The organism is Alteromonas sp. H39 (assembly GCF_047556435.1).
GTDB lineage: Bacteria > Pseudomonadota > Gammaproteobacteria > Enterobacterales > Alteromonadaceae > Alteromonas.
In genome coordinates this window covers 2,621,355-2,635,109 of sequence record NZ_CP180210.1, presented here as the reverse complement: position 1 = coordinate 2,635,109, position 13,755 = coordinate 2,621,355, and the positions used below count along the sequence as shown (strand labels likewise).

Genomic DNA, 13,755 nt, shown 5'->3' with positions numbered 1-13,755 from the left:
CCCTTCCTCACGCTTCCCGAGAGGACGCCAGCGTTAGATTACCCGGGAATACCGGTTCAGATGCTGTTGTTGCTTCAGGTATGCATCAAAGGTCATACAGATAACCCGGATAACCAGTCTGGCGCGACTGGCGATGTGAATACCAGCGTCATCAATGGTCAGTAGCTCATCGTTAATAAAAGGTATCAGTTGCTGGATCTCGTCTTTAAAGTATCTGGCAAAAGAGAGGTTATGCTTTTTCTCGAAGGCCGGAATATCCACGTGCAAATTACACATTAGCGACATGATCAGATCCCGGCGGATAATGTCATCCTTTGTCAGCGTGTACCCTTTTACAGTGAGCGGTCTGTTGCCGTCCAGTGCTGCATAGTAATCATTCAGCGTTTTCGGGTTTTGACCATAGGTGTGGCCAATCGCACTGATAGATGACACGCCGACACCCAGCAGGTCCAGGTCATTGCGGGTAGTGTATCCCTGAAAGTTACGGTGCAAGGTGCCGTTCGTCCGGGCAATGGCGAGTTCATCACTTCGCCGCGCAAAATGATCCATGCCGATCATGATATACCCTGCCTGGGTCAGGCTGCTGACTGCCAGTTTCATTAATGCTGTCTTCATGTCTGCTGTAGGTAACCAGTCATCGTTAATTTTACGCTGTGCGGCAAACCGGCTGGGTAGGTGGGCGTAACTGAAAAGGGAAATCCGGTCCGCAGACATGGCTTTAACCGCAGCCATCGTCGTAGCAAAAGTTTCGGTGGTCTGGTGAGGCAGGCCGTATATCAGGTCCAGATTTATGGAGGTGAAACCGACAGTTTTGGCATGCATAACAAGACTGGCAATATGGGCTGTACTCTGTACCCGGTTAATGGCGTCCTGCACACGGTAGTCAACGTCCTGCACGCCGATACTGAGGCGGTTATAGCCTAGTGTAGCGAGGTGTGACAGATAAGCGGTGGTAGTGCGGCGTGGATCAATCTCGATACTCATTTCGCAGTTCGAAGCAATCGGTATGACACTATTAATCATTTCGTACAGACGTGTGTGCTGTTCGTCGGTGAGAAAACTGGGCGAGCCGCCACCTAAGTGCAACTGAACCAGTGTGCGGCGTTTAAGAATATCAGCCCGTAGCGCCAGTTCCTTCTCCAGGTAATCCAGATAGCGATCCGCCTTATCCTGATGGCGTGTCACTATTTTGTTGCAACCACAGTAGTAGCACAGTGCATGACAAAACGGGATATGCACGTACAGTGATATTTCTGTACTGTCTGATTGCTGCGCAGCATGGTCCAGCATAGCCTTATCAGCGATATCGGTAAATTCAAGTGCTGTCGGGTAGGACGTATAACGGGGGCCGTTAATAGCGTATTTACTTAATAGCGCAGGGTCGAATAAGTCGTGCATAATATTGGCAACGTGTCGTCTAAAACGCGGTAAGGGTATCGCAACAGCCCCTAAAAGAAGTTGATCGAGCGCAAAGAATGCCAGGGAAGTTGCGAACAAACCGATTGTTACCTGGCGAGTACTGAAGTATGCAGTTGCAGGGCAGAACGACAGTCGTCTTACAGGAAGCCTGCCGCAAAAAACGCGCGCTGAAGAGCCTGCCCGCCGGGGCGAACAGCGAGGCCTTTACCCGACGATGTTCATTTTGACCTGGCCGGTTCGTCTTTCAATAGACCGCCTGGTTTGTTCATCCTGAGGCATACCGCGAGCATACAGTTTTGTAGACCTTTAGTGAGCAGGCACGCTTTGCTTCTCAGCATCAGAACACTTCAACGTCATCAGAAGTACGTTTGTACGGTTACGCCCCATGATGCTGGCTGGCCGGGATACGCCATAATTTTTCCGGTTTGTACCGGCACATCAAAACCACTTCTTGCGGCATACTCTTCATCCAGTATGTTTCTGCCCCAGAAAGTAATGTCTGTTTCCCAGTCAGGAAGTGTGACCATCCATCGCAGGTTCACTAATTGATAGGATGGTGAATATTTATAAGGGTCGTTGGAATCATCAAGATAGACGTCGCCAACGTATTGATAGTCTACACTGATTCGCGAAGGGTAGTCTCCCATATCGAAGTACTGACTGAATGTTGCAGAACCTGCAAGCTCTGGCTCAAAACCCACGCGGTTACTGGCTTTGGAGCAATAAGGAACGCCTTCAGCAGGGCGCCCAGGATCGTCGATACCTGTATGCCACGGATAACTGGTCCAACAGGTGCCGCGATCAAAATTATCGAAGTTAGCGTTGGTTCTAGCCACATTTAACGACAGCTCGGTATTGGTCCAGGGTAACCAGGTTACTTCTACTTCGATGCCGTTAACATCGATATCGCCGGCATTCTGAAGATTAAACCCCGTACCGGTAAATGTGGATGCCTGAAAGTCGCTGATTTGTGTAATGTGAGCCGCCACATTCAGTCGCAGATTGTACTTGTCCCACATCTGTTTTACGCCAATTTCTACCGACGTCGCGGTTTCGGCGTCAAACACCGGGTCGAAGCCCGTCGCTATGCGATCGGTATTGAGCCCTCCAGCCTTATATCCTGTGGCACCAGAGAGATACCACATCTGGTCATCGTGGCGCTGCCAGGCGAGTTTTACGCTGCCTGTCCATTGCGCATCGCTGACGGATTCGTTTAAGTCAGGGCGCGGTAATACCGACGCAGTACCTAAGAAAAAGTAGCCCCAGCCGGGCTCTTGAAAGGGCGCGATGGCCGCTAAATCACTCTGTTCCGGAAACGTTCCGTTTACCAGCGCGGCGCCAATGTTCTGCAACGCCGTTCCTGCAGCCTGCGGGTTGGGAATTGCGACAGGCGATGTCGGTAATCCATTTATGCCCGGACCGGTTTCAGTATACTGGCCGCGCAGGGTTTTTTCTTCATGTGTGTATCGCGCACCGGTCGTCAGCGTCAGCGAGTCTGTCAACATCCAGTCAGCCTGCGCAAATAAGGCGATGCTATCCTGCTGCTGATCGGCGCTGTGTGCAAAGGCAGTATTGCCCGGTGCGGGTGCCGCTACAGGTGCAATCAAACCTTGTGTAGCAGTGCTTACGGCGTTTATACCATCGATAAGCGGCGCGAGTTGCGCAGCGCTGGCCGCAAAGAAGTACGGAAACTGATCCTGCGTGGTTATGGCAAAATCCAAATCCAGGTTCTGGGTAAAATAGTATGCACCTATCAGGCCACTGACATTGGCTTTATCAACGTGAAGCCTGAGTTCCTGGGAAAACGATTGCTGGCGTGCATCATTACTGGTCATGAGTAAATCTGCATTGGTAAAGTCGGTATCCACTTCATCAAGTGAATCAAAACCACGCCACGCACTGATGCTGACCAGTGAAAGGCTGTCACTTAAGACGTAATCGACTTGTGCGGAAAGGCCACGATCTGTCATTGTCGAGCGCGGTGGCGAAGACAGTGCTGTTTCATAATCGTAAAAGTCATCACGGGTATACAGAGTTGCAGAAAACGGCGGCATCATTAGCAGCGTATCGGTGCCGAATTTACCAGGTATAGCATTTGCCTGCTGGTTGTCCTGCCAGGTCAAAGCGCCGCAACACCGTTCGTCGAGTTCGGCATAATCCGCGATAACCCTCAACGAAAGCTTGTCGCTGGGTGTATATAGCGCATGCAACCTCACGCCAGACCGGTTTCTGTCATTAAGTGTGGTCCCGCTGCCAATATCATCAATCCATCCGTCCCGCTGAGTGCTAAAGCCTGTGGCTCTGAATGACAGGGTATCTTCTATGACAGTAAATGAACTCCCGGCGGCAAACCGCAGCAGGTTTTCCGTGCCTGCGGTGGCACTGGCAAAGCCGTTGGCTTCGTCGTGCGAGGGTGACACAGTATTTATGACAACCGCGCCGGCAGGTGTGTTCTTGCCGAATAGCGTACCTTGCGGCCCACGGAGAACCTCAATGGCAGCGATATCGACCATATCGTTAATAACGGCGTTTTGCCTTGAGCGATATACGCCGTCAACGTAAAGGCCAACCGATGATTCAAAGCCAAAATTTTGCGACGACGTACCGATGCCGCGAATAGAAAAGCTGGAGTTTGTGGCGCTCTGACTTTGAAATGCGGCAAATGCAGGTACATATTGCTGTATGTCGAATAAATCCCTTGAGACCGTATCGGTCAGATCCTGACCGGAAAGCGCCGTAACAGCGACCGGGACATCCTGTATATCCTGGGTTCGCTTTTGCGCGCTAACTTCAATATGTTCTAGCCCTTCTCGTTGCGGCTGCGCGAACGCTGCGTTACATGCAAGTGCTACCGTAAGGCCCAGTATTGATGGTGAAAACCTGTTATTTAACAGCAACTTTCTCATAATAATTTTTCTTTTTATTTTTTACGCTTACGCTCAGACAAAAGCAAAACGTTTCAATATTGCAAATAGTCTGCATGAAATTAGTAATGAATTCACCTGTAAAATGTAACAGTTTACCTGGATACAGTGATTAAAAAGCGTGGCTTTTTACGTTTCCCAATCATGAGTTCCTCTGATTAATACCTATTCATATTATCAATTAAACTTATGTTGTGGGATTCACTACCATGCTTAACATTAATGTAACAACGGAAGCGTGTATGGCTGAGTTTTACCTTGTTAGACATGGACAGGCCTCTTTCGGTAAGGCCGATTATGACAAGCTCAGTGAGCTGGGGTTTCAGCAGTCCAAGTGGCTGGGAGAATATTTCCGGGCCAGGGATATTCGGTTTGACGGCATGATAAAGGGAGATTTGCGTCGCCACCATGAAACCGGCGAGGGGATCTGCGAGGGGATGGGGTATACACCGGATTATTCAGTATCGGAAGGATTGAATGAGTTTGACTTTCAGTCAGTAGCTGCAGCGCATCTCGTCAATCACCCTCAAGACAAAGTGGAGCCAGGAGCCAAACCTGCCGAGTATTATCGGTTGTTGAAAAAGGCCATGCTTGCCTGGTCAGCAGACGAACTTGACCGTTCACTGGTAAAGGAAAGCTGGGCCGATTTCGAAGGCCGGGTTGAAGCCGTGCTGAGTCAGCTTGCTAACAGCGAAGCACAGCGGGTACTGGTAGTGACCTCTGGTGGTGCCATTGCGATGATGCTTCGGCATATTCTGGGCTACAACGCAGAAACCGTTATAAAGATGAATTTACAGATAAAAAACGCAAGCTTTTCACAATGTTTTGCGAATCCACGGGGTGTTCACTTAGGAAGTTTCAATAACATTCCCCATCTTGATCATGCCGACAGACAGCATGCGATTACTTACAGTTAAACACTGGAGTCTTTATGAATTTTGAATACAACGATAAAACCAAAGCGCTGATTGAAAAACTCAACGCGTTTATGGAAAAAGAAGTCTACCCCATAGAAATGGAGTACATAGAAACCGTAGAGAATGCAGAAAATCGCTGGCAGACCCCGGCACTCATGACCTCGCTGAAAGAAAAGGCCAAGTCTGCCGGGTTATGGAATCTGTTTTTGCCGGAAGAGTACAAACCGTACGGTGCAGGACTAACCAATCTGGAGTACGCACCGCTTTGTGAAATCATGGGACGGGTACCGTTTAGTGCTGAAGCGTTTAATTGCTCCGCGCCAGATACCGGGAACATGGAAGTGTTGGCGAAATACGGTAGTGATGCCCATAAAGAGCGCTGGTTAGTGCCCTTGCTGGAAGGGGAAATTCGTTCTGCTTTTGCCATGACCGAGCCGGACGTGGCGTCCAGTGACGCAACCAATATCGAAACGTCGATAAAACGTGACGGCGATGAGTATGTGATTAATGGCAGAAAGTGGTACACCAGCGGCGCCATGAATGAAAACTGCAAAATCATGGTGGTGATGGGGAAAACGGATTTTGATGCGCCAAAGCATCAGCAACAAAGCCAAATTCTGGTTCCTATGGATACCAAGGGTGTCACCGTGGTTCGTCCGATGTCAGCCATGGGCTATTACGATGAGCCGGTAGGCCACGCGGAAGTGCTGTTTGAAAATGTACGTGTACCGGCAGACAACCTGTTGGTGGGTGAAGGCAAAGGCTTCGAAATCGCCCAGGGGCGTTTAGGGCCAGGTCGAATTCACCATTGCATGCGGTTAATCGGCTGTGCGCAGCGAGCACTCGATTTAGCGTGCAAGCGTGTGGAGTCTCGTATTGCCTTCGGACGCCCGCTTGCCAAGCAGCAGTCCGTACGTGAAAGTATCGCAAAAATGTATTGCGAGGTGGAACAGGCGCGCCTGTTAACCTTAAAAGCGGCTGACAAAATGGACCGTTACGGAAATAAAGTCTCTCGCGACCTGATTGCAGCCATTAAAATTGTGGCGCCAAGTATGGCATGCCGCGTGATTGATGAGTCAATACAAATGCATGGCGCAGCCGGAACCAGTCAGGACTTTACATTATCTGCCATGCTGGCTTACGCCCGCACGGTTCGCCTGGCAGACGGGCCGGATCAGGTGCACATGATGCAGTTGGGTAAAAACCTGATCGCAGATACTGTCGCAATGAGCAAAAAAGGGAGCTAACAGTGTCGCAGCACGATTTTGATCTCGCCACATTAAATGCGTATCTGTCGGAACACTGTCCGCAGGTCGGGACGATCACCGAGACTGAAAAGTTCAGTGGCGGTCAGTCTAATCCGACTTTCTTACTTACCAGTGAGGTTGGGCAGTTTGTACTTCGCAGGCAGCCTCCCGGAAAACTGCTTAAATCGGCTCACGCAGTAGATCGTGAGTTTCGGGTTATTCGCGCACTGGCTGACTCTGACGTGCCGGTACCCAAGGTGTATCACCTTTGTGAAGATCCCGATGTCATCGGCAGTATGTTCTACGTGATGGCTTACGTGAAAGGCAATATTTATTGGAACAGCGCGTTGCCGGAAATAGACAGCAACGAGACCCGACGCGCAATGTACCGTGAAATGAACCGTGTGCTGGCGGCGCTGCACAGCGTGGACATTGATGCGGCTGGCTTAAGTGATTATGGCAAACCGGGTAATTACTTTGCCCGTCAGTTGTCACGCTGGACACAACAATATCGTGCTTCAGAGCTGGAGCATATCGAAGAAATTGAAACCCTGATTACGTATCTGGAGGAAAATCAACCCGAAGACGATGGTCAGGTTTCACTGGTTCATGGTGATTTCAGACTGGACAATATGATCTTTGACAACCCGTCTGATGGCGAAGCCCGTGTGACAGCGGTACTGGATTGGGAGCTATCAACGCTCGGTCATCCCTATGCGGATTTGGCGTATCAGTGCATGCAATTGCGTTTGCCCTCCAAACTCGCCCACGCAGCGGGACTGGGGGGGCTTGATCGCGACGCGCTCGGCATTCCGTCAGAACGCGAGTATGTTCAGGAGTACTGCGAGCGGCGCGGTATCGGAAACATCGGTAACTGGATATTTTATCTGGCATTTAGTTTCTTCCGACTGGCAGCCATTTTACAGGGGGTAGTGAAACGTGCCCATGATGGAAACGCCTCAAGCGACAAAGCGATGCAGTTGGGAAAAATGGTGAGACCGCTGGCGCAACTGGCAACGTCTCTCATTCATGAAGAACAAAGTAAGGGAGCATAATGAAAGCGATTATATGTAACGAATTCGGGCCGGTAGATACATTAAAATACGAAGATGTTGACGCCCCGGTGGCCGGAAAGGGTCAAGTAATAGTTGATGTGCAGGCCGCTGGCGTGAATTTTCCGGACGGACTGTTAGTCCAGGGGCTCTATCAGATGCAGCCGGATTTTCCGTTTATCCCCGGTAATGAAATCGCTGGCATTGTCAGCGAAGTGGGAGAAGGCGTGGAACACCTGAAAACCGGCCAACGTGTGATCGCGCTGACCAGTTTGGGCGGCTATGCTGAGAAAGTCTGTGTGCCCGCTACTCACGCCATGCCGCTGCCAGATGCGATCCCCGCGGAGGAGGGCGCCGCGCTGGTAACAGCTCATGCAACAGCACATCACGCTTTAAAGCAACGGGCACAGTTACAGCCCGGTGAAACTCTCGTAGTTACGGGGGCTGCGGGTGGCACCGGCCTGGCCGCGGTTCAGATTGGTAAGCAAATGGGGGCCACGGTGATTGCCGTGTGTTCAACCCAGGAAAAGCTGGATCTGGCCAAGGCCAATGGTGCAGACATTCTGATTAATTACAAAGATCGCGACCTGAAAGAGGCGATTAAAGAAGAAACCGGTGGCAAAGGTGCGGATGTGGTTTACGAGTGCGTGGGAGGTGATACATTTCATGCCTGCTCGCGCAGTATGGCCTGGGAGGGTCGACTTCTGGTTGTAGGCTTTGCCGGTGGCGAAATCCCAAAATTTCCGGTGAATCTTGCGCTGGTAAAAGGGTATTCCGTTGTGGGGGTGTTCTGGGGCTCATTTACCAAGCACGATCCTGCGGGTTTCGCTGCGAATATGAAAGAGTTACTGGGCTGGTATGTACAGGGTAAAGTGAAGGTGGTGGTTGATGAAGCGCTACCGCTGTCCGACGCACACAAAGCGTTGAATAAGGTCATGAACCGGGAAGTGAAAGGAAAAATGGTATTACTGGCTAACCAGTAAGTCAGCTGAAAAATAAAATGTCTCAGACCGCCGGGCAACGGCGGTCTTTTAGCTTATTGTAGCCGCTTACCTACTTTTCTGCATGGCGATGTTCCATCAATTGCCTGAGCTTCTAATACAGGGCACCGCTGCCTGACCCTATCTGATAATAAACGGGCGCCATACCCGCATTCATACTCTTTGAAAAACAATTTATTTCGGACATAAAAAACGGCTCCACAAGGGAGCCGTCCGAAGTTGCAGAGCGCACTCTGCCTACCATGTTGAAATGGTGTGAAAAGCTTAACGGGTAGCCAGCAAAGTGCCTGGTAACCGTGGGTTGAGCAACGCGTCATGCGAGTCTGTCAACTCTGGCTTACTGCTCTCACGGTCGGTGTTGTCGCACTCTGTCTGGTTAGCATTGAGCATCGTGGGAGCGATGTCGTCAGACCGCTCTTTTTTGAGAATGACTGAAGATGAAAGTGAAGTCTGATTACAAGCGACGACAGCATCATTCGCATGTGCCAGCGTTACCATAGAGAGGGGGAGCAATAATGTTAAAATGGCGTTTTTTATCATTTTTCTTAACCCTGAAGAACATCGGAAGCGGCAATTGCCGCTTCGTCAGTCGGTTTGCTTGTTTGTTCAGGTGTATTAAACGCCCGTCTCAGTCAGAGTAAAAGGTAAGGTCGCATACAAGCGTATGATAAAAAATACCTTATTTTTGGTATTTTTATTAAAATCAATGACTTACTACCATGCGGTGACACCGCCATCCACAGCGATCGTTTGTCCGTTCATATAACTGTTAAGTGGTGACAAGATAAGCAGCATGGTATTAACGATTTCCTGGGGCTCACCCAGGCGTTTCATTGGGCAACCTGCTGCCAGCTGTGATCTGGCCTCCTGAGTATTGTAGCCGTCTACATTCAAAATATTGGTCGGGCTATAAAAAGGACAAATCGCATTGACTCTGATATTGCGCCTGCCGTATTCAATGGCTCCTGTGCGGGTTACGCCTGCCACAGCATGCTTAGCTGCTGCATAAGCGCCTCCCTTAGGTGCGCCGCCCAAACCGGCCAGCGAGCTGACATTTAGTATATGACCTTCCCCTTTTGACAGCATAGCCTGCAACTGGTACTTCATGCCAAACATTACACCTTTGAGGTTTACCGCCATTTGACGGTCAATAATCGCTTCGGTCATTTCATGAAGTGGGCCAGGGGTATGTGCGATACCGGCATTATTGACAGCGATATCCAGCTGTCCAAAACTGTCCATGGCCAGATTAACCAGCGCGGCGGCGTGACTTTCATCGCTGACATCGCCAGAAAGTGTATATACCTCTGTAGTTTCTTGTAATGCAGTGGCAGTCTCTTGCAGACCGGTAGCGTCTATATCACTAAGCACCAGCTTACAGCCGCGGTTTGCCAGTCCTTCGCTCAACAGCTTGCCAAAGCCACTGGCAGCACCGGTAATCAGTGCGGTTTTGCCTGTAAAGTCGAGTAGCGGATCCATTATTGACTCCTTATTGTTAATTATGGGCTCAGCAAGTTAATCCTGCTGCTGGTTTGCACGAAACAGGACCAGTGCATGAACGGTTTTGTCCGCAAACAACGCCACCCTCAATTTTCTGAATTCGCGTAAATACGGTAACGGTACCAGCACCAGTTTGAACAGGGATGTGTTGTAACGTATATGTAAATGACCTGTCTCGCTTGATAACAAAAACAGAGCGGCACAGTTCTGTCAATTTGCCTGTAGCATCCGTGCTATATGGAAAGCGCCAGAATATGAGCATATTCGCGTCATTGCTCTTAGTATTCAAAATTGTGATAAATTACTATAAGACCAATAAACTTGGATGATTGGAGAGGCTGACCTACCATCCGGTCATATCGCAATGAAAGGATAAAGATATGACAGGTTCAGATAACACCGTAGTGGATTATCAGGTTAGCGGCAATGTCGCCACAATTACGATGAAAAGCGGCCCGGTCAATGCTCTGTCCCAGGCCGTCAGAGTCGGGCTTCAGGATGGTGTTAACCAGGCTCTGAGTGATGACAGCGTAAACGCGATTGTGATCACGTCTGCGCTACCACTTTTCTCAGGCGGTGCAGATATCAGTGAGTTTAAGGGCGGCAACCTTTCGCCTGCACTGCCTGAGGTACTGAATACGATTGAACAGGCAACCAAACCTGTCATTGCCGTACTTCCCGGCCCAGCCTTTGGCGGTGGCCTTGAAGTTGCTTTGTCCTGTCATCACCGAATTACGGTAAAAGGCAATAAAGTCGGCCTCCCGGAAGTGAATCTCGGTATTCTTCCCGGTGCTGGTGGTACTCAACGCCTGCCACGACTTACCGATGCCGCAACGGCGCTAGGCATGATAGTTAGTGGTAAGCCGCAACCGGTTACCTCCCTGAAAGGCGTATTCGATGTCATTTCAGATTCAGCAGAGGATTTGTCGGGCGACGTATCAGATTACCTGGCTTCGCTTACGCCTGAAAATGGCATCAAACGTACCTGTGACATTCAGATTGAACTGGATGACACTACCAAAACGGTGTTTGAACAGACGAGAGCACAGGTAGCCAAAACAGCCAAAGGCTTCTTTGCCCCTGAAAAATGTATCGACTGTGTGTATGCCGCTTACACTCAACCATTCGAAAAAGGGCTGGAAACAGAGCGCGAATTGTTTATGCAATGCATGAACACACCGCAAGCCCGTGCACAACAACACTTTTTCTTCGCAGAGCGTGCGGCCGGGCATGTGACTGACTTCGACAAGTCCACGCCGGAGCGAGATATCAATAAGGTCGCGGTGATTGGTGCAGGAACCATGGGCGGGGGCATCGCCATGAACTTCGCCAATGCCGGTATTCCGGTCACCATGCTTGAACTTAAAGAAGAGGCGCTGGAAAAAGGTCTGGCACTTATTCGACGTAACTACGAGAACTCGGCAAAAAAAGGCAAACTGACTGCACAGGATGTGGAAGACCGAATGGCATTGCTAACCGGCACCACGTCTTACGCTGATCTTTCTGATGCCGATCTGGTGATCGAAGCCGTGTTTGAAAAAATGGAAGTGAAGAAAACCGTTTTTCAGGCACTTGATGAAGTGTGTAAACCCGGTGCTATTCTGGCATCGAATACCTCTACGCTGGATATTAACGAAATCGCTACTGCGACATCACGCCCCAGCGATGTTATAGGCCTGCACTTCTTCTCACCTGCCAATGTGATGAAACTGCTGGAAGTGGTGAAAACCGATGATACCGCGCCGGAAGTTATTAAATCCTGCATGAAAATGGCCAAGCGTATTCGCAAAGTTGCTGTGCTGGTGGGGGTATGTTTCGGGTTTGTGGGTAACCGTATGATTGAGCCCTATGGCCGCGAGGCTAACCGGTTGTTACTGGAAGGGGCTTCACCTGAACAGGTGGATAAAGTCATGACAGATTTCGGTATGCCGATGGGGCCTTTCACTATGGGCGACATGGCAGGTCTGGATATTGGTTACTACGTGCGCCAGTCACGCCAGGAGCATATTGCACACGACCCTACCTATGGCGCAGTCGCCAACCGTCTGGTTGAGCAGGGCCGTGTGGGTCTCAAGTGTGGCAAGGGGGTTTACCTGTATGAAGAGGGAAGCCGGAAACCGGTGCCGGATCCGCAAGTATTGAAAATTGCATCCGAAGAAGCTGAGCGTCTGGGGGTTACCCAGCGCGATGACATCAGTGACGAAGAAGTTTTGGTGCGCTGTATGTACACGCTTATCAATGAAGGCGCCCGCATACTTGAAGAAGGTATTGCAGCCAAGCCCAGTGATATCGATGTGATTTACGTTTACGGCTATGGCTTCCCGGTATATCGCGGCGGTCCGATGAAGTTTGCCGACGAACTGGGTGTGAAAACGCTTCATGACAAACTGTGTGAATACCGTGACAAGCTGGGCGAATACGGACAAACCTGGCTACAACCAAGCAAGCTTGTGACTGAATTAGCAGGCAAAAACGGCAAATTTTCCGACCTGCAGAAAAAAGGATAACTCTTATGCGTGATGCAATTATTGTTAGTACTGCGAGAACCCCAATTGGACGTGCCTATAAAGGCGCGCTTAACAACCTGCCGGCACCGTCGCTGGGGGGGCACGCGATACGCAATGCGGTCGCACGCGCAGGTGTGGATCCTGCAAAAATTGATGATGTCATTATGGGCTGTGCGCTGACGCAGGGCAGTGGCGGCATGAATATCGGTAGACTGGCTGCCCTGGCAGGTGATTTGCCGGTGTCTGTAGCCGGTATGACCCTGGACAGACAGTGCAGTTCAGGCATGTATGCCATCGCGACGGCAGCCAAGCATATTCGATGCGGTGAAGCGGATGTTATGGTTGCCGGCGGCCTGGACTCCATCTCGCTGGTGCAGAATAAAAATATGAACACCTTCCGCGCAGCAGACCCAGCGTTAATTGCCAAACACAAAGATGTCTATATGCCCATGCTGCAAACCGCAGAAGTGGTCGCAAAACGATACAACATCAGTCGTGATGTGCAGGATGAATACGGCTATCAGAGCCAGATGCGAACGGCTGCTGCTCAGGAAGCGGGTTTGTTCAATGATGAAATTGTGCCGATCACCACTAACAAGGTGATCGTGGATAAAGAAACCGGTGAAACCAGCGAACAGGAAGTGACGTTATCGAAAGATGAAGGTAATCGTCCGGAAACCACTCTGGAAGGACTTAACTCACTGAACCCGGTAATCGATGGCGGCTGTATTACTGCCGGTAATGCCAGTCAGCTGTCTGACGGCGCCAGTGCCTGCGTGATTATGGATGACCATACTGCAGCCGGTTCCAACGCTACGCCACTGGGATTATATCGTGGTATTGCGGTTGCTGGGTGTGAGCCAGACGAGATGGGGATTGGGCCGGTTTTTGCCATCCCCAAATTGCTTAAACAACACGGTCTGACCATGGACGACATCGGGTTGTGGGAGCTCAATGAAGCGTTTGCGGTGCAGGTACTTTACTGCCGCGACAAACTGGGCATTCCTAACGAATTGATGAATGTAAATGGTGGTGCTATTTCCATCGGTCACCCCTACGGTATGAGTGGGGCGAGAATGGTGGGACATGCGCTGATTGAAGGTAAACGTCGTGGTGCAAAATTTGTTGTTTGCACCATGTGTATCGGCGGCGGTATGGGCGCGGCCGGTCTGTTTGAAGTCCTATAGG

10 protein-coding genes are annotated in these 13,755 nt (G+C 50.4%); 6 read left to right on the top strand and 4 right to left on the bottom strand.

From position 1 onward, the window contains the following. Positions 1-33 precede the first annotated feature (33 nt). Positions 34-1,398: an oxygen-independent coproporphyrinogen III oxidase gene (gene hemN, locus ACLBLI_RS11560; protein ID WP_414830956.1), complete on the bottom strand. Its 1,365-nt coding sequence runs from the start codon at positions 1,396-1,398 to the stop codon at positions 34-36. A 377-nt stretch (positions 1,399-1,775) separates the two neighbouring features. Continuing rightward, on the bottom strand, positions 1,776-4,325 hold the full coding sequence (locus ACLBLI_RS11555) for a TonB-dependent receptor (protein WP_414827760.1): 2,550 nt from the start codon (positions 4,323-4,325) through the stop codon (positions 1,776-1,778). A gap of 260 nt (positions 4,326-4,585) precedes the next feature. On the opposite strand from ACLBLI_RS11555, the gene ACLBLI_RS11550 reads away from it, so the two are divergent. The 4 genes from ACLBLI_RS11550 to ACLBLI_RS11535 are packed head-to-tail and all read left to right on the top strand — an operon-like array spanning position 4,586 to position 8,542. Then, a complete protein-coding gene (locus ACLBLI_RS11550; protein WP_414827759.1) occupies positions 4,586-5,260 on the top strand; it encodes a histidine phosphatase family protein in 675 nt (224 codons plus the stop codon). Between the two features lie 14 nt (positions 5,261-5,274). Next, entirely contained in the window at positions 5,275-6,507 is a 1,233-nt protein-coding gene (locus ACLBLI_RS11545) for an acyl-CoA dehydrogenase family protein (RefSeq protein WP_414827758.1), read from the top strand. A gap of 2 nt (positions 6,508-6,509) precedes the next feature. Continuing rightward, positions 6,510-7,562 (top strand): phosphotransferase family protein, encoded by a 1,053-nt coding sequence (locus ACLBLI_RS11540; protein WP_414827757.1) that lies wholly within the window; start codon positions 6,510-6,512, stop codon positions 7,560-7,562. Continuing rightward, complete coding sequence (locus ACLBLI_RS11535; protein ID WP_414827756.1) at positions 7,562-8,542, top strand: NADPH:quinone oxidoreductase family protein; 981 nt, start codon at positions 7,562-7,564, stop codon at positions 8,540-8,542. The genes ACLBLI_RS11540 and ACLBLI_RS11535 overlap by 1 nt, the downstream gene beginning before the upstream one ends. A 282-nt stretch (positions 8,543-8,824) precedes the next feature. On the opposite strand, the gene ACLBLI_RS11530 is transcribed toward ACLBLI_RS11535, so the two are convergent. Both ACLBLI_RS11530 and ACLBLI_RS11525 read right to left on the bottom strand, forming a co-directional pair. Further along, entirely contained in the window at positions 8,825-9,100 is a 276-nt protein-coding gene (locus ACLBLI_RS11530) for a hypothetical protein (RefSeq protein WP_414827755.1), read from the bottom strand. 174 nt (positions 9,101-9,274) lie between these two features. Beyond that, entirely contained in the window at positions 9,275-10,039 is a 765-nt protein-coding gene (locus ACLBLI_RS11525) for an SDR family NAD(P)-dependent oxidoreductase (RefSeq protein ID WP_414827754.1), read from the bottom strand. Between the two features lie 401 nt (positions 10,040-10,440). On the opposite strand from ACLBLI_RS11525, the gene ACLBLI_RS11520 reads away from it, so the two are divergent. After that, positions 10,441-12,567, top strand: coding sequence for a 3-hydroxyacyl-CoA dehydrogenase NAD-binding domain-containing protein (locus tag ACLBLI_RS11520; RefSeq protein WP_414827753.1), 2,127 nt, complete (start codon positions 10,441-10,443; stop codon positions 12,565-12,567). 5 nt (positions 12,568-12,572) lie between these two features. Next, the gene (locus tag ACLBLI_RS11515; protein WP_414827752.1) at positions 12,573-13,754 is read left to right on the top strand and encodes an acetyl-CoA C-acyltransferase; all 1,182 of its coding nucleotides are present in this window, start codon (positions 12,573-12,575) and stop codon (positions 13,752-13,754) included. Position 13,755 lies beyond the last annotated feature (1 nt).